Origin of the sequence: Confluentibacter citreus, from assembly GCF_002807055.1 — a bacterium.
Lineage (GTDB): Bacteria > Bacteroidota > Bacteroidia > Flavobacteriales > Flavobacteriaceae > Confluentibacter > Confluentibacter citreus.
In genome coordinates this window covers 229,539-252,692 of record NZ_NIXN01000005.1, presented here as the reverse complement: position 1 = coordinate 252,692, position 23,154 = coordinate 229,539, and the positions used below count along the sequence as shown (strand labels likewise).

At 33.7% G+C, this 23,154-nt stretch carries 27 protein-coding genes; 17 read left to right on the top strand and 10 right to left on the bottom strand.

Annotation, left to right across the window (positions count from 1 at the left end; translation table 11 throughout):
- Nucleotides 1–32: 32 nt before the first annotated feature.
- Together CDH49_RS11500 and lpxD are read left to right on the top strand one after the other, a co-directional pair.
- Complete coding sequence (locus tag CDH49_RS11500) at nt 33–1,205, top strand: LETM1-related biofilm-associated protein (protein WP_100615671.1); 1,173 nt, start codon at nt 33–35, stop codon at nt 1,203–1,205.
- A 70-nt stretch (nt 1,206–1,275) separates the two neighbouring features.
- Nucleotides 1,276–2,268 carry a UDP-3-O-(3-hydroxymyristoyl)glucosamine N-acyltransferase gene (gene lpxD, locus CDH49_RS11495; protein WP_100615670.1) on the top strand — a complete coding sequence of 331 codons (993 nt, stop codon included), beginning with the start codon at nt 1,276–1,278 and terminating at the stop codon, nt 2,266–2,268.
- Between the two features lie 79 nt (nt 2,269–2,347).
- Here lpxD and CDH49_RS11490 read toward each other — a convergent pair whose 3' ends face one another.
- A complete protein-coding gene (locus tag CDH49_RS11490) occupies nt 2,348–5,116 on the bottom strand; it encodes a M16 family metallopeptidase (protein WP_100615669.1) in 2,769 nt (922 codons plus the stop codon).
- A 214-nt stretch (nt 5,117–5,330) separates the two neighbouring features.
- Here CDH49_RS11490 and CDH49_RS11485 point away from each other — a divergent pair, with 214 nt between their 5' ends.
- The 8 genes from CDH49_RS11485 (at nt 5,331) to CDH49_RS11450 (ending at nt 11,323) form a co-directional block, all read left to right on the top strand.
- On the top strand, nt 5,331–6,095 hold the full coding sequence (locus CDH49_RS11485; protein ID WP_100615668.1) for a ParA family protein: 765 nt from the start codon (nt 5,331–5,333) through the stop codon (nt 6,093–6,095).
- 3 nt (nt 6,096–6,098) lie between these two features.
- Complete coding sequence (locus CDH49_RS11480) at nt 6,099–7,010, top strand: ParB/RepB/Spo0J family partition protein (RefSeq protein ID WP_100615667.1); 912 nt, start codon at nt 6,099–6,101, stop codon at nt 7,008–7,010.
- Nucleotides 7,000–7,614: a DUF5683 domain-containing protein gene (locus tag CDH49_RS11475; protein WP_100615701.1), complete on the top strand. Its 615-nt coding sequence runs from the start codon at nt 7,000–7,002 to the stop codon at nt 7,612–7,614. Before CDH49_RS11480 ends, CDH49_RS11475 begins: the two co-directional genes overlap by 11 nt.
- A gap of 7 nt (nt 7,615–7,621) precedes the next feature.
- Nucleotides 7,622–8,326, top strand: a complete 705-nt coding sequence (gene dapB, locus CDH49_RS11470; protein ID WP_100615666.1) for a 4-hydroxy-tetrahydrodipicolinate reductase — start codon at nt 7,622–7,624, stop codon at nt 8,324–8,326.
- Nucleotides 8,327–8,392: 66 nt separating this feature from the next.
- The gene (gene lepB, locus CDH49_RS11465; protein ID WP_100615665.1) at nt 8,393–9,979 is read left to right on the top strand and encodes a signal peptidase I; all 1,587 of its coding nucleotides are present in this window, start codon (nt 8,393–8,395) and stop codon (nt 9,977–9,979) included.
- Nucleotides 9,980–10,013: 34 nt separating this feature from the next.
- A complete protein-coding gene (locus CDH49_RS11460; protein ID WP_100615664.1) occupies nt 10,014–10,379 on the top strand; it encodes a four helix bundle protein in 366 nt (121 codons plus the stop codon).
- Between the two features lie 12 nt (nt 10,380–10,391).
- Nucleotides 10,392–11,015 carry a WbqC family protein gene (locus CDH49_RS11455; protein WP_100615663.1) on the top strand — a complete coding sequence of 208 codons (624 nt, stop codon included), beginning with the start codon at nt 10,392–10,394 and terminating at the stop codon, nt 11,013–11,015.
- On the top strand, nt 11,015–11,323 hold the full coding sequence (locus tag CDH49_RS11450) for a DUF6122 family protein (protein ID WP_100615662.1): 309 nt from the start codon (nt 11,015–11,017) through the stop codon (nt 11,321–11,323). The genes CDH49_RS11455 and CDH49_RS11450 overlap by 1 nt, the downstream gene beginning before the upstream one ends.
- A 7-nt stretch (nt 11,324–11,330) precedes the next feature.
- Here the strand turns inward: CDH49_RS11450 and CDH49_RS11445 are convergent, their stop codons facing one another.
- The 8 genes from CDH49_RS11445 to CDH49_RS11410 all read right to left on the bottom strand — a co-directional run bounded on the left by CDH49_RS11445 (nt 11,331) and on the right by CDH49_RS11410 (nt 18,017).
- Nucleotides 11,331–12,356, bottom strand: coding sequence for an endonuclease/exonuclease/phosphatase family protein (locus CDH49_RS11445; protein WP_100615661.1), 1,026 nt, complete (start codon nt 12,354–12,356; stop codon nt 11,331–11,333).
- Between the two features lie 9 nt (nt 12,357–12,365).
- On the bottom strand, nt 12,366–13,235 hold the full coding sequence (locus tag CDH49_RS11440) for a rhomboid family intramembrane serine protease (protein WP_100615660.1): 870 nt from the start codon (nt 13,233–13,235) through the stop codon (nt 12,366–12,368).
- 2 nt (nt 13,236–13,237) lie between these two features.
- Nucleotides 13,238–13,987, bottom strand: coding sequence for a rhomboid family intramembrane serine protease (locus CDH49_RS11435; RefSeq protein ID WP_100615659.1), 750 nt, complete (start codon nt 13,985–13,987; stop codon nt 13,238–13,240).
- A gap of 89 nt (nt 13,988–14,076) precedes the next feature.
- The gene (gene mutL, locus CDH49_RS11430; RefSeq protein WP_100615658.1) at nt 14,077–15,927 is read right to left on the bottom strand and encodes a DNA mismatch repair endonuclease MutL; all 1,851 of its coding nucleotides are present in this window, start codon (nt 15,925–15,927) and stop codon (nt 14,077–14,079) included.
- Between the two features lie 3 nt (nt 15,928–15,930).
- Entirely contained in the window at nt 15,931–16,218 is a 288-nt protein-coding gene (locus tag CDH49_RS11425; RefSeq protein ID WP_100615657.1) for a riboflavin synthase subunit beta, read from the bottom strand.
- A gap of 18 nt (nt 16,219–16,236) precedes the next feature.
- The gene (locus CDH49_RS11420; RefSeq protein WP_100615656.1) at nt 16,237–16,473 is read right to left on the bottom strand and encodes a hypothetical protein; all 237 of its coding nucleotides are present in this window, start codon (nt 16,471–16,473) and stop codon (nt 16,237–16,239) included.
- Nucleotides 16,474–16,759: 286 nt separating this feature from the next.
- Nucleotides 16,760–17,245 (bottom strand): 6,7-dimethyl-8-ribityllumazine synthase, encoded by a 486-nt coding sequence (gene ribH, locus CDH49_RS11415; protein ID WP_100615655.1) that lies wholly within the window; start codon nt 17,243–17,245, stop codon nt 16,760–16,762.
- 1 nt (nt 17,246) lies between these two features.
- Nucleotides 17,247–18,017: a tetratricopeptide repeat protein gene (locus CDH49_RS11410; RefSeq protein ID WP_100615654.1), complete on the bottom strand. Its 771-nt coding sequence runs from the start codon at nt 18,015–18,017 to the stop codon at nt 17,247–17,249.
- Between the two features lie 133 nt (nt 18,018–18,150).
- Here CDH49_RS11410 and recF point away from each other — a divergent pair, with 133 nt between their 5' ends.
- The 5 genes from recF to CDH49_RS11385 all read left to right on the top strand — a co-directional run bounded on the left by recF (nt 18,151) and on the right by CDH49_RS11385 (nt 20,906).
- A complete protein-coding gene (gene recF / locus CDH49_RS11405; RefSeq protein ID WP_100615653.1) occupies nt 18,151–19,230 on the top strand; it encodes a DNA replication/repair protein RecF in 1,080 nt (359 codons plus the stop codon).
- A gap of 3 nt (nt 19,231–19,233) precedes the next feature.
- Nucleotides 19,234–19,914, top strand: coding sequence for a 2'-5' RNA ligase family protein (locus CDH49_RS11400; RefSeq protein WP_100615652.1), 681 nt, complete (start codon nt 19,234–19,236; stop codon nt 19,912–19,914).
- 42 nt (nt 19,915–19,956) lie between these two features.
- Complete coding sequence (locus CDH49_RS11395) at nt 19,957–20,253, top strand: DUF721 domain-containing protein (protein WP_100615651.1); 297 nt, start codon at nt 19,957–19,959, stop codon at nt 20,251–20,253.
- A 153-nt stretch (nt 20,254–20,406) separates the two neighbouring features.
- The gene (locus CDH49_RS11390) at nt 20,407–20,598 is read left to right on the top strand and encodes a cold-shock protein (RefSeq protein ID WP_100612358.1); all 192 of its coding nucleotides are present in this window, start codon (nt 20,407–20,409) and stop codon (nt 20,596–20,598) included.
- 116 nt (nt 20,599–20,714) lie between these two features.
- Nucleotides 20,715–20,906: a cold-shock protein gene (locus CDH49_RS11385; RefSeq protein WP_100612357.1), complete on the top strand. Its 192-nt coding sequence runs from the start codon at nt 20,715–20,717 to the stop codon at nt 20,904–20,906.
- Nucleotides 20,907–20,998: 92 nt separating this feature from the next.
- On the opposite strand, the gene CDH49_RS11380 is transcribed toward CDH49_RS11385, so the two are convergent.
- A complete protein-coding gene (locus tag CDH49_RS11380) occupies nt 20,999–21,418 on the bottom strand; it encodes a nucleoside-diphosphate kinase (RefSeq protein WP_100615650.1) in 420 nt (139 codons plus the stop codon).
- 177 nt (nt 21,419–21,595) lie between these two features.
- Here CDH49_RS11380 and CDH49_RS11375 point away from each other — a divergent pair, with 177 nt between their 5' ends.
- Together CDH49_RS11375 and gldI are read left to right on the top strand one after the other, a co-directional pair.
- Entirely contained in the window at nt 21,596–22,615 is a 1,020-nt protein-coding gene (locus CDH49_RS11375) for a DHH family phosphoesterase (protein ID WP_100615649.1), read from the top strand.
- On the top strand, nt 22,608–23,153 hold the full coding sequence (gene gldI, locus CDH49_RS11370) for a gliding motility-associated peptidyl-prolyl isomerase GldI (RefSeq protein ID WP_100615648.1): 546 nt from the start codon (nt 22,608–22,610) through the stop codon (nt 23,151–23,153). The genes CDH49_RS11375 and gldI overlap by 8 nt, the downstream gene beginning before the upstream one ends.
- The last annotated feature ends 1 nt before the right edge of the window (nt 23,154 follow it).

The following is a 23,154-nucleotide window of genomic DNA, read 5'->3' as shown; positions in this document are numbered from 1 at the left end:
ACATTACTTTTGCAGCCAAAAGACATGAAGCCATGAATCCATCAGCTAATGGTTGGATAAAAAAATTACTCAAAGACGTTGATAAGAACAATTCATTCTTAAGTTTTAACGATATTGAATTTTACGATGCCTTAAGAACATGCGGCTTTATATATGGCAGCAATGTGGAAGTGATTGCAAATACCATTCGTAAAAACGACCTAACCGAAGAAGAACTTTGTAAAGTCAATTTATTGTTGTCATTTTTATATATACATGGCAATTCAAATTCAAAAAAAGCCTTTATTGAAACTGTTGTAGATTTTTACAAAATAATCAATGAACATAAAACATCATTTTTTAAGGATTTCCTAAGCACTAAAAATTCCAATGAACTTTTAGAAAAGATTATAAACAAGCGAATTCAAATAGACACCAATGTTATTACAAAAAACTTCAACTATTTTATTATAAATGCGTTGTTATACATTGATGTGTTGGCTTATCAAGAGTATTTAAATCGGGAAAATATTTCAATAACCCACATTAAAAATCTAGAAGCGTCTATCGCATTCATTTCCTTGAATGCATTAAACTCAAAAAAAAATAAAAACCACTACGATGAAAGCTTAATAAAGCTTTTTGATGCTTCACTACGGTATCAAGATGATACACATTTAAAATACCCTGAAGCCATCAGTTATATAAGAAACACGACTGAGACCTACTACGTTCTAGATTTAGCATGCATGGCCACTTGGAGCGATTTAAAAATTGACAAAAAAGAACAGCAATTTCTTGTTCAACTTGGCACGGATTTGCATATTACACCGAACAGAATTAATGAATCTATTTTGGCCATCAATCAGTTTTACACCAAACATAAAAATGATATTGCCTTGTTGAGTTCAAAAAACATCGTTCATAGTTTTTACGACAACTCTAGCAAAATGGTGATGAAACTCATTACAAGAAACAGTAAACGGTTGTACCAAGAGTTAAAAAACAGTAAGGAATTAATGGTACTACTCTCACAATCTACCATGAGGGATTTAACTCCAAAAGAACAAAAAAAAGTACAGGAACAACTTTTGGATATCTTTAAATCCATACCAAGTTTGGCTATATTTATGCTTCCGGGCGGTGCGCTATTGTTGCCTTTGGTTATAAAATTCATTCCCAAATTATTGCCTTCAGCATTTGACGACAATAGAATTGACGATTAGTTAAAGGCATTTTTACAAATATTTCCATTAGATTTACCACAATCTAACCAAACTAATCTGAATACCAATTATGAAGTCTTATACCATTAAAGAAATTAACGACGTTTTAAAAGGCGAATTAATTGGACATACCAAACAACAAATTACGGGGCCTGAAGAACTAAAAAAGGCCTCCAACTCACAAATTACTTTTATAGGAAGTACAAAATACACAAAACATTGGGCAGACTCAAAAGCTTGTGCTGTTATTATAAATGACAACTTAACTTTAGAGCCTAGGGAAAACTGTGCCATTATCAAAGTCAAGAATGCCGATTTGGCAATGGCAAAAGTATTGGAGCTTTTCAATCCGGAATCCCCAGAATTTGATGTTGATATTCACCCTACAGCTGTTATTCATAAATCCGCTACCATAGGTAATGGTTGCAAAATAGGCGCTAACTGCTATGTAGGCAAGGATGTAGTTTTAGGAAACAACGTTATTTTGTATCCTAATGTATGTGTGTTTGATGAAACCAATATTGGTGACTTTACCATTGTTTGGTCTGGAACTGTTATTAGGGAACGATGCATTATAGGAAACCACTGTATTTTTCATACCAATGTAAGCATTGGTGCGGATGGTTTTGGATATCGCCCAAGTGATGACGGACAAGGGCTTACAAAAATACCTCAAATAGGCAATGTTATTATTGGTCATTATGTTGAGATAGGTGCCAACTCGTGTGTGGATCGTGCTAAGTTTAGCTCAACCATTGTTGGTGATGGATGTAAAATAGATAATTTGGTGCAAATAGCCCATAATAGTGTTATGGGACGTTCTTGCATCATGGCAGGGCATAGCGGTTTAGCAGGTTCTGTAACTTTGGGAGATGGCGTGATTATTGGGGGAAGTGCCTCCATAAAAGACCATACGACCATACATTCTGGAGCGACCGTAGGTGCGGGTTCTGGTGTTATGGGAGATGTTGCTGCAGGCCAAACAGTTCTGGGATACCCTGCCCAAGAAGCCCGGGAAATGCTAAAACAATGGGTAGCCATGAAGCGGTTAGGCAAAAGTTGAATTTATTATTCAAAATAAATAGTAATAAAAAAGCCAGATTAACATGTTAATCTGGCTTTTTTAAATGTTTTTAAAATAACTAATCTACTTTTTTATCCGTGCTTTTTATATCGGCATCTTCAACAAAATCACCTGCATTAACCACCGTCCACTTATCAAGGGTTTTAAAGTATTTTTTTATCACTTTATTCACATCCTCAACGGTTAAGCTGGTCACTTTATCTTCAATACCTTTATGAAACATCATATCTCTATCGTAAAACAAGTTATTATTAATAGTTTCTTCAAGCTCACCATCATTTGCTCTTGAAACATTGGCGCCTTGCACCCAACTGGTAACAGCTACTTTTAATTCTTCCTCTGTAATCCCATCTTTTATGAAACGGTCAATTTCTTCTTTAAATCCAGCCTGTACTTTAGCTGCATTCTCTGGAGCATAAATTGCATATACCAATAGGGAAGAATTTTTGCCATTTTTATCGCTATCTACACTCAATTGTCCACCAGCACCATAACTGATGCCATCTTGTTGTCTTAAACGGGTTGTGATTCTTGAACTTAAAACTCCACCCCCAAAAATTTCTGAGGCTATTTGTAATGCTGCATAATCTTCATCTTCTTGACTTCCTTCAAAAGGCAAAAGACCTATACTGATGGCATTTTTCTTGTCTGGTGTCTTGATTTTTTCATTTACAGCTTTATTAGGGCTAAATTTATCAACTATCGGTGTATATGGTTTATTGGATTTAAAATCCGTAAATTCCTTTTCAAAATAATTTTGTAAAGCCTGTTCATCTATATTACCAATAGCAACCAAGGTAGCACTATTTGAAAGCCCATAAAATGCACTATGATAATCCTGCAAAGCTTTAATGTTAAGAGCCTGAACATCTTCAATATCTTCTTCTATAGTGTTAACATGAAGGGGATGGCCTCTTTCATACTTTTGATTTATTAATGCTAGGTTTTTGCTTGCCAAATAATTTGGTTCTGTTTTATTTGCTTCGATACTAGCTAACTCTTGGGTTTTAAGTTTTTCCAATTCTGCTTCATCAAACTTAGGGTTTTTCAGCATATCTGTCATTAAATCCAATGCTTCCATTAAATGCTCTTCAGTGGTACTAATCGTTGCTGCAACACGACCGTTTGAACCATAAAAATTAATGGATGACTTAATAGCGCTCAATTTATCTTCAATGTCTTGTCTGCTTTTACTTTGAGTTCCTTTATTAAGCATTCGTGATGTATAACTAGCAACCTTACCTTTCCCCATAAAGTCGTTTACATCACCATTTCTAAGCATGAATCTTAAATTAACTGTTTTACCACGGTTATCTTTTTTTATAAAACCATATTCTATTGGAGTTTTGGACAGTGTTCCTGTATTTAACCTATTTTGAATATTTTCATAAGACACATCAAAAGCTTCGCCAGCACCATAACCTTCTTTCCCTTTATAGTTTGAAACCAAAGCTTCCAATCCTTCGGTATGTTCAATCTCTACACGAATGGGTTGTTTACTAGGTATAAAATTCCCAACGGTTCTATTCGTGTTTATTAAATAGCGCTGAATGGCTTCATTAACCTTATCAGCAGTCATACTTTCTACCCTATCGCGTAGAATAAAAGAAAGTCTCCAATCCCCCGCACCAATAAATTCACTCATATAAGTGCCTAAATAAGCAGAATTTCTACTAATTTGATCGTATTGTTTTAATAAATTGGCTTTAGCTCTATTAACCTCTTCTTCTGTAACAGCTGTTTCAGTAAAACCATCTAAAACAGACAATAGAGTGGTCTCGGCCTCTTGCAACGATTTGTCCGAAGGCACGTCTACATTAAAATATAAAAAAGATGGTTCTTTTGTAAATGGTGAAAAAGACCAAACCGAAGCCGCTTTTTTTCCATCAATTAACGCCTTATATAATCTGCCTGAAGGCTGATCTGTTAAAATTTCCTGTAGCACTTCGACTGCTGCATAATCCTCATGTGATCCTGCCGGCACATGATAAAGCGCCGATACAATTTGTAAATCCCCTACACGACTAAGAGTTACTCTTTTTTCACCGTCTTGGGCGGGCTCTACAGTGGGTATGTCTCTTAAAGGAGTTTCTGGGTTTTTAATACCAGAAAACTTTTTTTCAATTAGAGCTAAGGTTTTATCTTTTTCAAACTTTCCGGTAACCATCAATATGGCATTATCTGGACGATAATATTTTTTATAAAAAGCTTGTAGGTTTTCAATAGGTACACGTTCAATATCTGAACGATTGCCAATAGTAGTATTTCCGTAATTATGCCATAAAAAAGCCGCACTAATTACTTTATCCATTAATACACCGGATGGGGAATTCTCTCCCATTTCAAATTCATTTCTAACTACTGAAAATTCAGATTCCAAATCTTTTTTGGCTATAAAGGAATTCACCATTCTATCGGCTTCCAAATCCAATGCCCAATCCAAATTTTCATCAGTAGCATTAAAAGATTCATAATAGTTTGTTCTATCATACCAAGTCGTTCCATTTGGTCTTGATCCGTACTTTGTTAACTCGTTTGGAATATCGGGATGGTTGGTGGAGCCTTTAAATAACATATGCTCTAATAAATGAGCCATGCCTTTTTCTCCGTAACCTTCATGACGCGATCCTACTAAATAGGTTATGTTTACGGTTATGGTTTGTGACGAATTATCAGGAAATAAAAGCACTTTCAAACCATTTTCAAGTTTGTATTCCGTGATGCCTTCCACAGTGGCGGTTTCTTTAATTTGCGCATACGTCATGGATGCCACAAATAGCATCATAAAAAGCACAAAAGCATTAAGATTTTGATTGATGTTTTTCATATTTTAATATTTTTTTAATTTTTATAAATATAAAATTTAAATTCTTAATTTGAAACAAAAATTATGAATTTTATTACATTTTATCCGTATTAATAATCCCGTTAAAATGCATGATCATTTAAGCGTTTTGAAAAACTCATCTAATATTAATAAGTTCGGTTTTTATTCCTCATAAATAATCGTATTTTTACCGCTAATAAAACCAAATCATTCGATGGGTAAAATCATTGCAATTGCAAACCAAAAAGGAGGTGTTGGAAAAACAACAACATCTATTAACTTAGCAGCTTCCCTTGGTGTTTTAGAAAAAAAAGTGTTACTTATTGATGCTGACCCTCAGGCAAATGCAACTTCCGGAATAGGAATAGACGTTGAATCCATAGAAATAGGTACCTATCAACTCTTAGAACATTCAAGTACTGCCAGAGAAGCCATAATAAAAACAAATACTCCTAATTTAGACATCATCCCGTCACACATAGATTTAGTGGCTATTGAGATTGAACTTGTTGATAAAGAGGAGCGTGAATACATGCTTAAAAAAGCATTGAAGGAGATTAAAAACGATTATGATTTTATTATTATTGATTGTGCTCCTTCCTTAGGTTTATTAACCCTTAATGCATTAACTGCCGCAGATGCTGTTATTATCCCCATACAATGTGAATATTTTGCACTAGAAGGTTTAGGTAAATTATTAAATACGATAAAAAGTGTTCAAAAAATCCATAATGCGGAATTGGATATTGAAGGGTTGTTACTTACCATGTACGATGCGCGTTTACGATTGTCCAACCAAGTTGTTGAAGAAGTCCAAAAGCACTTTAATAATATGGTGTTTCAAACCATTATCCAACGCAACGTAAGGTTAAGCGAAGCTCCTAGCTATGGTGAAAATATAATTAATTACGATGCCGCTAGTAAAGGCGCTAGTAATTACTTAAGTTTGGCAAAAGAAATTATTGATAAAAACTCTTAAATTATGGCTAAGGCACTCAAAAAACAAGCTTTAGGTAGAGGATTGTCCGCTCTTTTAAAAGACCCTAGCAACGACATACAATCTGTCCAAGATAAAAATGCGGATAAAGTTATTGGTAGCATTATTGAATTGGATTTGGATGCTATTGAGGTAAACCCATTTCAGCCAAGAACCAATTTTAGCGAAGAGTCTCTTTTAGAATTAGCTTCTTCCATTAGGGAATTGGGTATTATTCAACCCATAACCGTTAGAAAATCTGGATTTAACAAATACCAATTAGTTTCTGGAGAACGCCGTTTTAGAGCTTCCAAGATTGTTGGATTGGAAACCATTCCTGCTTATATAAGAATTGCCAACGACCAAGAATCGTTGGAAATGGCTTTGGTTGAGAACATCCAACGCCAAGATTTAGATGCCATTGAAATTGCCTTATCATACCAACGATTAATTGATGAGATTAATTTAACCCAAGAACAAATGAGTGAACGTGTTGGCAAAAAACGTTCAACCATCACCAATTACCTTCGCTTACTCAAGTTAGACCCTATTATTCAAACAGGCATTCGAGATGGCTTTATTTCTATGGGTCACGGTCGAGCCATAATTAATATTGAAGACCAAAAAATCCAATTGGATATTTACGAGAAGATATTAGAAAAACAATTATCCGTTAGAGATACAGAAGCACTTGTTCGCAATTTTAATGTTTCTAAAAATATTGAAACACCATCAAAAAATACTGGAAATCAAGAGATTCCAAATTTCATAAAAAATGGCATTCCAGTGTTCTCTGAATACTTTGGGCACAAAATTGACGTTAAAGTTTCTGGTAATGGGAAAGGAAAAATTACCATTCCTTTTCATTCCGAAGAAGATTTTAACCGTTTAAAAAAATTAGTTGAAGGTGCTAAATAAATGTCTGGCAGTTTGTGTGTTTTCATGTTTGTTTTGTTTTTCATTGATAGCTCAAGAAAAGGATTCAACAAAAATAAATCTGCCAAAAGAAGTCATTATAGATTCCACCATAGTCATTAGCAAACCCATAGACGCCTTAGCGCCTGCAAGAGCTGCTTTTTATTCAGCCTTATTGCCTGGCTTAGGACAAGCTTACAATAAAAAATATTGGAAAATACCTATTGTATTGGGTGCTATAGGTACAGGTGTTTATTTTTACACAACCAATAATAAAGAATACAACAGGTACCGAGATGCTTACAAAAGCAGGTTGGCTGGTTTTAAAAATGATGAATTTTATTTTGATGCCAATGGTAATCAATTACAAGATCCGAGAGTTACCACCGAAGGTTTAGAGCGTGGGCAACAATTTTATAGAAGGAACAAAGACCTATCCATTTTAATTACTGTTGGCCTATATGCATTGAATATTATCGATGCGAACGTTGATGCCCATTTAATGCAATATAATATTGATGAAAATCTGACTTTAACGCCGCATTACCAATTAAATGAAATAGATGGAAAAGGTCAGACCGGACTCACCTTAAATTTTAAATTTTAAAAAAGAAATGAAAATAGCTTTACTAGGATACGGAAGAATGGGACAAACCATCGAGCAAATTGCTATAAAACGCGGACATACGATTGTTTTAAAAGTTGATAAAGACGATACGGCCTACGATATTACAAAAGCCGATGTAGCCATAGATTTTAGTATTCCAGATGTAGCCTTCAATAATATTTCCATGTGTTTAAACCATCAAATTCCCGTTATTTCTGGAACTACTGGTTGGTTACATGATTACGATAAAGCAATCGCCCTTTGCAAAGAAAAAAAAGGCGCTTTTATTTATGCTTCAAACTATAGTTTGGGTGTGAATATATTTTTCGAGCTTAACAAAGTGCTTGCCAAAATGATGAGCAATCTAAAACAATACAACATATCTTTAGAAGAAATTCATCATACAAAAAAGTTGGATGCCCCTAGCGGAACGGCTATTTCTCTTGCCAACGATATTATTGCCAAACACAGTACTTATAAAAATTGGGCATTGCATGAAGGAAATGACACAACAATTCCTATCATTGCAAAGCGAATAGAAGATGTTCCCGGAACCCATACGGTCACTTATGAAAGTGATGTGGACACGATTACTATCGAACACATGGCACATAACAGAGGTGGCTTTGCGCTTGGTGCTGTTATTGCCGCTGAATGGATTGTGGGTAAAACAGGAATATTTACCATGAATGATGTGTTAAATATTGGTTAATCCGTTGAAAACGTGTAACATGTTTATATAACCAAGCACTAACTTTATAAATTAAAAATTACGATTATGACGCTAACACAATGGTTAATATTTATTTTAATTATTCAAGTAATTCACGGATTGGGGACTTGGAAATTGTACCAAAAAGCGGGCAGACAAGCTTGGGAAGCTTTTGTTCCTGTTTACAATGGTGTGATATTGATGAAAATAATAAACAGACCATGGTGGTGGGTTATTTTGATGTTCTTACCCGTAGTAAACCTGATTATGTTCATCGTGATATGGGTAGAAACGGCGAGAAGTTTTGGTAAAAACCAACCTATAGACACGTTTTTAGCCATCATCACTTTTGGATTTTACAATTATTATTTGAATTATTTCGCCCATGTTGAACATGTAAAAGACAGAAGTTTACATCCAAAATCAAGTTCTGGTGAATGGGCAAGTTCTATTTTATTTGCTGTCGTGGCCGCTACTATTGTACATACGTATTTCATTCAACCTTTTACCATTCCATCATCGTCTTTAGAAAAATCCTTATTGGTGGGCGACTTTTTATTTGTTAGCAAATTCCATTACGGTGCCAGAGTACCAATGACCACGGTCGCTGCACCTATGGTTCATGATACGATTCCTAAATTGAACGCAAAATCTTATTTATTTGACGACCATAAAGGCAGTGATTCTTGGAAGAACAAATTACAACTCCCTTATTTAAGAATTCCTGGGTTCCAAAAAATAAAAAGAAATGATATTGTGGTTTTTAATCAACCTGCAGACACACTGCTGGATATGAATGATTTTCAACCGGATAGAAATTATTATAAGCCCATCGATAAAAAAACCAATTTGGTAAAACGCTGTGTAGGTATTCCCGGTGATTCTTTAGAAATTAGAGAGGGCTATGTTTACATCAATGGAAAAAAGAATGAATTACCCGATAGAGCACATTTGCAGTTTAGCTATTATGTCCAACCAAAAACAAATAAGTTCGACCCTATGTTTATGGCTAATAGATATGATATTACAGATAGATTTGGCATTATTCCAAACTCTAATAACATGTATTTCTTTTCAGCCATTTCAGATGAGGCATTAAAAAATTTCAAAAACAATCCTAACGTCGTTAGCATTACGCCTAACATACAAGAACAAGGTGAAAGAGACCCAAGCATTTTTCCTCACAACTCACAATATAATTGGAACAATGATTTTTTTGGCCCTTTATACATCCCCGAAGCTGGAAAAACCATCAACATTAATTTAAAAGTATTACCACTTTACAAACGTGCCATTTCTGAATATGAAGGGAATACCTTGGAAGTAAAAGGACACCAAATTTATATTAATGGTAAGGCGGCAAACACGTATACCTTTAAGTATGATTACTATTGGATGATGGGAGACAATCGCCACAACTCCTTAGATGCTAGAGCTTGGGGATTAGTACCATTTACCCACGTCGTTGGTAAACCTGTATTTATCTGGATGAGTTGGAATAGTTTCGGACAAGGATTCTTTAATAAAATTCGTTGGGAACGCATGTTTACAACCGTTAATGGTAGCGGAAAACCAATTTCTTTTTTCATACCTTTCTTGGTAGTGCTAATTGGTTTTATTGGTTTCAATAAATGGAGAGCTAGAAAGAAATAGTTGATTTGTTTATTTGTTGATATAACGATTGAAAATGTACACTTATAGTTTTGAAAAATTAGAAGTTTGGGTTGAAGTAAAAAAGCTTTCAAAAGATATTTATACAATTACCAGTAAATTTTCACCTGACGAAAAATTTGGATTAACTTCTCAATTAAGAAGAGCTTCTATTTCTATTTGTTCAAACATAGCTGAAGGTTCTGCTAGAAAAACCAATAAAGATAAAGCCCATTTCACAATAATGGCTTTTAGCTCTGCTTTTGAAGTTTTAAATCAAATTATAATTTCTTACGAACTAGATTTTATTAATTTAAAAGAATATACTGCTTTAAGAGAACAAATTGAAAGTATAACTAATAAGTTGAATGCGTTGAGAAACTCTCATCAAATAAACGAATAAACGCATCAACAAATGAGCATTATATTACATCCAACATATTTTCCAAATATCTCCCATTTTGTCGCGATGGCAAATGCAGATAAAGTCATCTTTGAAGTTGAAGATAATTTTTTGAAGCAAACACTCAGAAACCGTACTTATATATATGGAGCCAACGGAAAGCTAGCTTTAAATATTCCCGTTATTCACACTCAAAAGGACCGACAGAAATATAAAGATGTTAAAATATTCAATACAGAAAAATGGCAAGACCAGCATTGGAAATCGTTACTGTCTGCCTACAGAACATCTCCTTTTTTCGAATATTATGAAGATGAGCTTCAACCACTATTTCAAGAAAAAGCTGACTTTATATTAGATTTCAATTTTAAATGTTTTGAAGCGATTTGTGATTGTTTACAATTGGAATTAAACACATCCAAAACAAAAGTCTTTCAAAAAAACATTGAAAATGCAACAGATTACAGATATTTGGTAGATGCCAAAAAAGAGTGTTTAAAACCTTTTGAAGCGTATAACCAAGTCTTTCAAGAAAAGCATGGTTTTATAAATAATTTAAGCATTCTGGATGTACTTTTTAATGAAGGCCCCAACACCTTAAATTATTTAGAATCCCAAAACATATCACCTTTATAATGATACAAACTTTTGCTCATTACGGATGCCATCTATTGTTGCCCCTTTTTGTGGCTTTAATTTGGTACAAATCGCAATGGAAATATGCTTTTTTAGTGATGTTGGCTGGTATTTTGATTGATTTGGACCACTTATTAGCAACCCCCATTTTTGACCCGAATAGATGCAGTATTGGTTTTCACCCACTCCACTCTTATTTTGCTATGACGTTTTATGTATGTCTTTTAATTCCGAAAAAATCTAGATTAGTGGCTTTGGGATTGGTGATTCATATGATAGCCGATGTGGTGGATTGTTCGTTTATGTAAAAAGCGATTACTCCTCCAAACTAAGCTTAGTCATAATGGGATAATGATCGGAATAACGCTCATTATAAGTCTTAAACCCATTTACAGCAAAAGCCTCATCGGCAAGCATAAAATCAATTCGTACAGGGAAAAATTTGAAATCATATGTACGTCCAAAACCATTACCCCCTTCAATAAAGGTATCGTTTAAATCGCCTTTAATACGTCTATAAACATATGAATAAGCCGTATTATTAAAATCGCCCGTAATAATCATTTTGTATTTGCACTGTTTCTTATGCTCTAAAAAAAGTTCTGTTTGCGCTTGTTGCATCTTAAACGTTGACCCCACACGGTTAAAAAGATGCGAGGTGTTCTCTTGTTTTAGCTTTTCAACATTGGTATCAATTTTTAAAGATTGAAGATGGATGTTGTAAATCCTAATCGTATCCTTACCTTTTACAACATCGGCAAATATCGCATTATTAGCCGTATTGGGAAACTCTAAAGACCCCGAGTTTATGATGGGATATTGAGAAAAAATTACCTGACCACTTTTTAATTTTTTTCCAGAAAGCTTTTCATACTTGTATTTGAAAAAAGAAAAATCCATATCAGGATTGGGATGATAATCCTGGATATTTAAAATATCTGGTGACTCCTTTTTTATAAAATCCAGTATTTTAGCATCTATGCTATCTTCGGAAATCCAATCATATAAATTAAACAGCCTAACATTATAATTCATCACTTTAATATTATTGGCATTCTCAATATTCTTAGAGGATGAAAATTTATATAAAGAATCATACATAATGTAACCAATTCCAAGAACCGTTAAGGATACTAAGAGTTGGCTTTTTAATTTGAACAACCAATACAGGAAAAACAGCACATTGATTAAAATAAGAACTGAAACACCCAAACTAAGTACAGAAAGTACAAAAAAAGCTTTTGGGGGCAAATACGGTAATATGTAAGATAATAGCAGTAAAGTAGCCACAATGATATTAAAAACAAACATGATTTTATCAATGAGGCTTAGTTTTTTCATCTTTATAATCTATTTCCCAGCTCTAAATAAAAATTCCTTTTCTTCAGCAGTTAAACTATCATAACCACTTTTACTAATTTTATCTAAAATAACATCAATCTTTTTCTGATGATTAAACTGATTAAAATCGGCTTTAGTATAACCACCGACTTTACTTTTATTTTTATGGACGGTTTTTAATGGCGATTTTTTTGAAAAACTAAAAAAATCAACAATGGCATCCATAAATTTTCCAAATCCTTTACCTATATCGTGTCCTTTAGAAAATTGCTTTGCATATACATAACCAAGTACCGCCCCACCTAGATGGGCCAAATTACCACCTGTATTGAGTCCGAAAAGCCCAATAACATCAATAACTACAATTGCCAGACCAATGTACCACAATTTAAGATTGAATGTAAAAAATTGGAGGTCTTTATTAGGCATGTAAGCACAAAGAAAGATAAGCAAAGCCCTCACTGACGCTGAGGCACCCACCAAACTGGATGTTGTCAATAAACTAGGAAATAGATTATAACAAATCATAAATAAGAGTCCACCACTAATAGCTCCTAAAAAATAGACGTTTAATGCGAGTTTCGGATTAAACAAACTGAGAAACCATTGCCCTATAACATACAGCCACAGCATATTAAAAAGGATGTGGAAAAAATCGTAATGTGCAAATGCATAGGTAATGAGAGACCAAGGTTTTAGAATAAATGTTTCAAAATCACTCGGTAATTCTAACCAACTTAAACTAACGCCATGTGAATATCCTAGTATCAGGGATAATACAAAACCAAAAAGGAAAATAACGACATTAATAACAATGATTTTTTCCAACACGTTCAAACGTGCCAACCTAGTCTTTATATCTTGAGAGAGGGATGTCATTTTTAATTCCAGCGATTGTTATTAAATTGATTTTTTTTCCAATACCACATAATTAAAAACCCTGCGACTGCACCACCAACGTGTGCCATATAAGCCGTATTGCTCGGACTGAAAAACGATTGACCTGTTACACCAGAAATTAAATCCAAAATAATAATACCTGGAATAAAATACTTGGCTTTTATGGGAATAGGCAAGAAAATAAGCATGAGTTCTGCATTTGGATTCATCATGGCAAAAGCTGCCATAACCCCCATAATACAACCGGAAGCTCCTACCATAGACGCATTAAAAATGGGGAATATTTGTTGAAGTTCAGATAATTGGGATTGACTAACCCCTTGCAGCACTTTATTAGTCGATAACATTTGTGAAATCTGGTCCGACGTTAATCCAGAATTGATTAAGTTATTATACGCTGGTAAAAATTCCATATAATAATAGCCAACTTGGAGCGCAACAGCTCCTAACCCCGCTGATATATAAAGAAATAAAAATCGTTTGCTTCCAAGATAATACTCTACCGCAGAACCAAACATCCATAAGGCAAACATATTGAAAAACAGATGCATAACACCGCCATGCATAAACATATGGGTGATGATTTGCCAAGGTTTAAATGCTTCGTTTTGCGGAAAATACATGGCAAACCAATCTGTAAACAAAACGCCTTGACCAATGGTTAACGTGCCAATAAACATAATCACATTAATGATTATTAAATGTTTCACGGTATCTGAAATCCTCATCATAATTATAATCTTTCCTTTATTAAGTAATCAAATTAAAAAAGACCTTTCGACTGCGCTCAAGGTGACAAATAATTAAAAATTACTTTAAATTATATAAATTTTTTATCCAATTCATCAACGCTCATAGTTATAAACGTTACTTTATTATTGGGTGACACATTAGGTTCTTTGCAAGCAAACAAACTATTTACCAAATGTTCTTGTTCATCTTTTTTAAGGGATTGCCCTCTTTTAATGGCTAAACTTTTTGCCATGGATTTTGCCAGTAAATCGGTGGCGCTAAAGTTACTATTTGGCACCTCATTCTCTACATCGCTTATTAAATACTCTAAAATATTACGCACATCCTGTTCTGGAATATTTACGGGCAACCCCATAATTTCAACAATCTCATTATGAATGTTTGAAAACACAAACCCTGCGTGTTCCAAATCTTGCTTTAACTGTTTAATGATTTCTATATCTGTTGTTGAAAAATGAAGTTCTAGCGGAAATAATAATTGTTGGCTCATCCCTTCTTTTATGGTCATGCATTTAAGAAAATCTTCATACAAAATGCGTTGGTGCGCCCTGTATTGATCCAAAATAAGCATCCCAGATTTAATAGTGCTAACGATGTATTTATTATGCAGTTGATACGTAGTTTGCACATATTCTGCTTGTGAAGTAGTACCGAAAATAGATTCCGTGGATTCCTCACTTTCAAAATGAACTTCACTAAATTCTTTTCTAAAATCGTTTCCTTTAGATTCTAATCCGACATACAAGCTATCCCAATTGGTTAAGGTTTGGGTTTTAAATGCGGTCGTTTGCTTTCCTGAGTTATAAGTTTCTTTAAATGGATTAAAACTTCTATCGACTTCAATAACAGGATTATTAGCCTCTATTTTATTGTAATCATAGGGTGTATCTAAATTGGGGTCGCGCTCAAAATCAAGTACCGGTGCAATATTAAATTGTCCTAAGCTATGTTTCACAGCCGAACGTAATAACGCATACAAGGTATGCTCATCATCAAATTTAATCTCTGTTTTTGTGGGATGGATGTTTATATCAATCGTTTGGGGGTTTACAGTTAAATATAAAAAATAACTTGGGTACAAACCGCTTTTCAATAAACCATCAAAAGCAGACGAAATAGCATGGTTTAAATAACCGCTCTTTATAAACCTATCGTTTACAAAAAAATATTGTTCTCCTCGGGTTTTTTTAGAAAATTCAGGTTTGCACACAAATCCCGCTATTTTTAAAACCTCTGTAGTCTCTTCAACAGGCACCAGTTTTTCGTTAGTTTTGCTTCCGAAAATAGCAACAATACGCTGCCTATAATTACCCGTTGGGAGGTTAAAAACATCGCTTCCATTATTGTAAAATGAAAATGAAATATTAGGATGCGCCAATGCCACACGATGAAATTCATCAATAATATGACGCAATTCCACAGCATTGGATTTTAAAAAATTGCGACGTGCCGGAATATTAAAAAATAAATTCTTTACCGAAATGGATGTTCCTTTTGGAGTCACCACAACATCTTGGGAAACAATCGTGCTTCCTTCTATAATAATGGCATTACCAACGTCATCATGCTCTTGCTTGGTTTTTAACTCTACATGGGCAATGGCTGCGATACTCGCCAATGCTTCCCCACGAAACCCTTTGGTATGGAGTTGAAATAAATCGTCGGCGGTCCGGATTTTAGAGGTGGCGTGACGCTCAAAACTAAGTCGGGCATCGGTGGTGCTCATGCCTTTTCCATTGTCTATGACCTGAACAAGGGTTTTACCGGCATCTTTTATAATCAGTTTTATGATAGTTGCTTCGGCATCAATGGCATTTTCCAAAAGTTCCTTGACAACTGAGGACGGACGTTGAACAACTTCTCCAGCAGCAATTTGATTAGCCACATGATCTGGTAAAAGCTGTATAATGTCTGCCATGAATTACTTTGAAAAGAAAATGGATAAATCGAATCCGATGATAAAAAGACATATAAGAAGCAGTATTGCAGCAATGATCAATATACGTTTATTGGCTTCTTTATCTGGATTTGTCTTAAAATCATCTATAGCATTAGTGAATTTTGTTTTCAGTCCGTTGTTACTCCCAACCGTTTTTCTGTAATCATCAAATTTATGTTTGATTTCAAATGGGCTACCTTCTCCTTTATCATCAAAATAACGAGGTGTGTAACTAAATTTTTTATTTTTACGCAATTTTAAAAGTCCCATGATTTTTTTCGGTTTATGTTACATGTATTTTTTTTCCAATACATACATACAAATCAATAATAATACCAAAACCAATATCAGTATTTTCATTGAGATACCACCTTTTACTTTGCGCTTATTCAAGTGGCTGTCTTGTTTCCATTTAGAAACGAAATCCTTGTCTCTATCAGTGGCTAACTGATTGGCATCTGAATTTGTTTCTTTAGAAAATCTAGATTTATAATTGAATGATTTATTCTTACGCTGATTGAACAAAATAGTTGTATTGCTTGTACCTCAAAAATACTTAAAAATAGACAGAAATAAGGAAAGGAATTGCTAAAAATTGTTAACAGGTGACAAGTGGCAAAGTTTCTGAGTTTCAAAGTTGCAGAGCTACAGAGTACCAGGGTAGCAAAGTTGCAGAGTTGGAGAGTTGGAGAGTAAAATTCTAAAACTAAAAAATACTTAGGTACTTTGAGGCTTTAAATCTTATTCACTTTGCAACTTTGAGACTCAGAAACTTTGAGACTTTGAATCTTTGAGACTTTGAAACTTCTATTTAAGCGTTCTTACGCAAATCAGCCATTTTAATAGCAGCAATAGCAGCTTCAGTACCTTTATTACCATGTTTACCACCAGAGCGGTCTAAGGCCTGTTGCATGGTATTATCTGTAAGTACACAAAAAATCACGGGTGTATCGTGTAATACGTTTAAATCTTTGATGCCTTGGGCAACACCCTCGCAAACAAAATCGAAATGCTTGGTTTCCCCTTGAATGACACTTCCAATGGCAATAATAGCATCTACCTGTTGTTCCTGCATTTTTTTGCAGCCATAAATGAGCTCAAAACTCCCTGGAACATGCCATGTAATAATGCTTTCTGGCGAAACACTATTCTCAATTAGAGCATTGTAAGCACCTTGAAATAACCCTTCGGTAATGGTATCATTCCACTCAGAAACAACAATCCCAAACCGAAAATCTTTCGCGTTTGGGATTGTAGCTTTATCATAATCTGATAAGTTTTTATTAGCTGTTGCCATATTATTTATTTGCCAACACGCGTGCTTTACCTATAAATACATCAATAGTGGCTGCTTCAGTCGAATTAGGGAATTCTTCCTTAATTTGTTCAAAATAAGTTAATGCTTTATCTGCTTTACCTAATTCTAAAGCAATAGCCCCAGCTTTGTATAAGTACATGGGTGCTGTATACTCGTTAGTTCTCATGTTAGCCGCTTGCTCATAATAATCTAAAGCATCTTCTGGCTGGTTTAATTGTACAAATGCATCGCCAATATTACCTTTTGCCAATGGCGCTAAAATTTCATCATCACTTTTAAAATTACCTAAATGCTCAACAGCTTTTTTGTAATCCTTCAATCTTAAATAGGCAGTACCTGCACAATAATTAGCTAAATTTGCTGCTGGTGTACCTTTATATTCTTCAATAATATCTAAGAAACCGTATTTACCTTCACCGCCATTCAATGCCAAATTGAATAAAGAATCTTTTTCAACACCATTTATAGCTTCATTAAAATATTTCTGGGCTTGAAACATGTCGTTCATGGCTTCCACTTGTTTTGGCTTTGCTATAAATTCATTATAACCTAAATACCCTAGTACAACTGCCGCAACAAGTCCTATTACAATAAAAATATATTTTTGGTTTTTTTCAACAAACGCTTCTGTTCTTGAAGCTGATTGATCCAGTGTGTTAAATACCTCTGCTGTTGTAGAACTTTCTTCAATATTTTGCTCTACCTCTTCTTTTGTTTTTGGTCTGCTTCCTCTTTTATTATAAGTTGCCATGTATTGTATTTTAATGCGCCGCAAAAATATAATTTTTCTTCATAACTAAAAGGGTATTTATTTGATATTTTTCAATAATTTGCAGTTCTTTTTACGAGTTTGCACTCCAAATACCCTATAAGTTATTATTTATATGATTTTAAAATCGCTTTCCCTTCTCAATTATAAAAATTTTGATAGCAAATCATTTGTCTTTAACGACAAGATAAACTGCATCGTAGGAAATAATGGTTTAGGAAAAACGAATGTTTTAGACGCTATTTACCATTTATCTTTTGGGAAAAGTTACTTTAATCCGGTAGCGACCCAAAACATAAAACACGATGAAGATTTTTTTGTAATTAATGGTGATTACCATAAAGATGATACCATCGAAAAAATAGTGGTTAGTTTAAAGCGTGGACAAAAAAAGGTAATCAAGCGTAATGGCAAAATATACGATAAGTTTAGTGACCACATCGGATTGTTGCCTTTGGTTATTATATCTCCAGCCGATAGAGACCTTATTATTGAAGGTAGCGACACCCGAAGGAAATTTATTGACAGCGTCATTTCCCAGAGTGATAAAAATTATTTGTCAGATTTAATAAAATATACCAAAGTATTGGCTCAGCGCAATGCACTTTTAAAATATTTCGCTTTAAACCATACGTTTAATGCCGATACGATTGATATTTATAACAATCAGCTAACAGACTATGGCACACGTATTTTTGAAAAACGAGCTGCTTTTTTAAAGGCATTTATCCCTGTTTTTAAGTCGCGCTACAAAGTTATAAGCAACGACAAAGAAGATGTTGAATTGGTTTATGAAAGCGATTTATTTGAAAACAATCTAAACACCCTCTTACAAAACAACATTAATAAAGATAAGGCCTTGCAATACACCAATGTTGGCATCCATAAAGACGATTTGAGTTTTAATATTAAGGAACATCCTATTAAAAAATTCGGAAGTCAAGGACAACAAAAATCGTTTTTAATTGCTTTAAAATTGGCACAATTCGATTTTATAAAAGCTCAGAGTGGTGTCAATCCTATTTTATTATTGGATGATATTTTTGATAAATTAGATGAAAATCGTGTGGCGCAAATCATTAAATTAGTGAACGACGAACATTTTGGCCAGCTATTTATAAGCGATACCCACCCAGAACGAACTGAAGATGTTATAAAACAAGTACATCAATCTTACGAAATGTTTAGGCTTTAGGAAATGAATCTGGAAGAACATTACAACAAACTTTATATAGAATCCATGAAAAAGATTATGGATGACGATTACGAAGTTGATAAATTAATAAATTCATCTTTAGATAATAGGTTTGGGATAACACTTTTAATAAGACCTCCTGATGCAGTTAAAAATAACATTCAAAAATTTTTAAATAATATTAAAACCGTTGAACCTAATCAATATTATTATAAAAATTCGGATATTCATATAACAGTCATGTCTATCATCTCCTGTTATGAAGGCTTTCAATTAGAACGTATTGATATTTCAGAATATATTGATTTGATATCGAAAAGTTTGATTGAAAACCCTGAAATTGAAATTGAATTTAGAGGCATTACGGCATCCCCTTCTTGTCTCATGATTCAAGGTTTTATGAATAACAATTTTTTAAATAGCATAAGAAATAATTTAAGGAATAATTTTAAAAATAGTAACTTACAACAAAGTATAGACAAGCGATACGCCATAGAAACGGCCCATACTACAGTTATGAGATTTCAAAATAAATTAAATGATAAATTACAATTTTTAAAATTAATTGAAGCATACAGAAGTCATCATTTTGGTTCTTTTAAAGTGAAAAACTTAGAATTAGTTTATAACGATTGGTATCAAAAAGAAAAGCTTGTAAAAAAATTACATGAATTCAGTATTTAAAAATCAGGCTATGATGAGTAAAAAACATTCAAATTAGTAAACATGCCAAAACGCCATAACGACCATATCAGTATTGCCGATGCCCTTAAAGAGTTTGTTGAAACCAATAAATTAGAAACCGGACTAGACAAAGTAAACGTCGCCGATGCTTGGTCCAACTTAATGGGCAATGGGGTTAATAAATATACCACATCCGTGCAACTTGAACGTGACATTCTTTATGTACAATTAAGTTCTAGCGTCCTTCGCGAAGAATTAAGCTACGGAAAAGATAAAATTATGTCTATGCTAAATGAAGCGCTTGGAAAGCCATTAATCAAAAAAATTGTGCTACGTTAATTAATGAACGCATGTAAAACTTTTTCAATTGTATGGACAATTAAAATGAGTTCAATATCAATATTTTAAAATAAAAAAATATAAAATAAAAAATAACTAGCTATTATCAATTATAGTTATATCTTTGTCACTTAATTTTTTATATTTATAACAATGAGTAAAGGTACCGTAAAATTCTTCAATGACTCTAAAGGTTTTGGATTTATCACTGAAGATGGCAACAACAAAGAACATTTTGTACACATTTCTGGATTAACAGATGAAATTCGTGAAGGTGATGCAGTAGAATTTGATTTACAAGAAGGTAAAAAAGGTCTAAATGCAGTAAACGTAAAAGTAATCTAATATATACTTTAACAATTTACAAAAAAAAGCCTGTCAAATAATTGACAGGCTTTTTTTGTTGCTCCAATAATATTTTCTATTATATTTGTTATAATAACAAATTTAATTTTTTAAGTATGAGTAAAGGTACCGTAAAATTCTTTAACGAGTCTAAAGGTTTTGGATTCATTGTCGAAGAAGGTTCAAAAAAAGAGCATTTTGTTCACATTTCTGGATTAGTTGACGAAATTCGCGAAGGCGATGCCGTTGAATTTGATTTACAGGAAGGTAGAAAAGGGTTAAACGCAGTAAACGTAAAAGTCATCTAATATATATACATTATCTATTATTTTAACTTTTGAGAAATTTAAAAGCCTGCAAATATGCAGGCTTTTTAATATGTAAATATTGTGAATGCTTTTTAAAACATCTCTCTTCCTGAAAAATGAAAAGCACCTTCTATAGCGGCATTTTCATCGCTATCACTTCCGTGTACCGCATTTTCACCTAAAGATGCAGCAAACATTTTCCGAATAGTGCCTTCAGCTGCATCCGCAGGGTTTGTGGCACCTATTAAAGTTCTAAAATCTTCAACAGCATTATCTTTTTCTAAAATAGCGGCTACAATAGGGCCACGAGTCATATACTCTACCAATTCCCCAAAAAATGGGCGTTCTTTATGAATTCCATAAAAAGTTTGTGCATCAGCTTTGGTCATTCGTGTTAATTTCATTGCCACTATTCTAAATCCCGAAGCTGAAATTTTTTCAAGTATCGCACCAATGTGTCCTTTTTCAACAGCATCTGGTTTTAGCATGGTAAATGTTCTATTTGTTGCCATTTTTTTGTTTTAAATTATTCAATTTTTAACTGTTTGATAACTAGATGTTCATGAAATCATAAACCGACTCTTTAGAAAATACATTCAAAACCTCTTTGTAATTTTCGGTGCAAAAGTAACGTATTTCTCATTAAAACAAGTTAATCCAGTTTTAAAAAAATTGTATCTTCGCTTCCTATGACACAACAAGATATTGAACGCATTAAACAATTATTGGGGTCTCCAAAACAGATTGTTATTGTTCCACATAAAAACCCTGATGGCGATGCCATGGGCTCTACACTTGGTTTATATCATTACCTAAAAAAACACAATCACCAAGCTACTGTAATTGCACCTAATGACTATCCGGATTTTTTAAAGTGGATGCCGGGCGACAACACTGTTTTAAAACACGATTCCCAAACAAAAGAGTGTGACAATTTAATACAAAAGGCAGACATTATATTTACTTTAGATTTTAATGCCTTGCATAGAACTGGCAGTATGGAAGGTGTTTTAACCCAAAGCAATGCCGTAAAAATAATGATAGACCATCATCAAACACCAGAAGACTATGCTAATTATGTTTTTTCGGATATTGCCATGAGTTCTACGTGTGAAATGGTATATCATTTTATTGATATGCTGGGAGATGCCAATACAATTGATACGGATATTGCCACCTGTTTATATGTTGGTATTATGACCGATACGGGGTCGTTTAGGTTTTCATGTACTACAAGCCAGACACACCGTATCGCTGCAAATCTTATTGAAAAAGGAGCCAATAACTCACAAATCCATAACAATGTTTTTGATACTAACACTTACGAAAAGTTACAACTTTTAGGATGTGCACTTGAAAACTTAAGGATTGTTCCAGAATCTAGAACAGCTTACATTACCTTATCCCAAAAAGAATTAAATAAATATAATTACAAAAAAGGAGATACAGAAGGTGTTGTTAATTATGGTTTATCATTAAACAACATTGTTATGGCTGCTATTTTTATTGAAGACAAACAAGAGGGTATCATTAAAATATCGTTGCGCTCTAAGGGAAACTTTTCGGTTAACGAATTTTCAAGAGCTCATTTTGAAGGAGGCGGCCATACAAATGCTGCTGGAGGGAAAAGCCTATTATCTTTAAAAGATACAGTTGAAAAATTTATTAGTATATTGCCTACTTATAATAAAGCCCTAAACAATGAATAAATTACTAACCCTAGCCCTACTATTATTGGCCTTCGCTAGCTGTAAAATGCCAGAAGCAAGAAAACCAATTTCCACAAAAACAGGCTCATTCATTGATGCGTCTGTTGAAAGGAATAAAAAGTTAAATGCTAATGAACAAGCAACCATTAAAAAATTAATGGAGAGAGAAAAGAAAGATTACATTGCCTCTAAAAGTGGATTTTGGTATTATTATAATACCAAAGTAGACATTGACAGCTTAGAAACTCCAGAATTTGGTGATATTATTAACTATGATTATGAGGTTAAAGACTTAAATGGTTCTTTAATATATTCCAAGGACGATATTAAAGACAAAACGTATGTGATGGATAAAGAAGAATTGTTTACGGGGCTTCGTGAAGGATTAAAACTCATGAAAACCGGCGAAACGGTAACCTTCTTATTCCCTTCCCAAAAAGCATACGGTTATTATGGCGATCTAAATAAAATTGGAACTAACATACCTCTAATATGCGAAGTCACTGTCCATTCAATTACCGAAAACCAATCTGATTAAT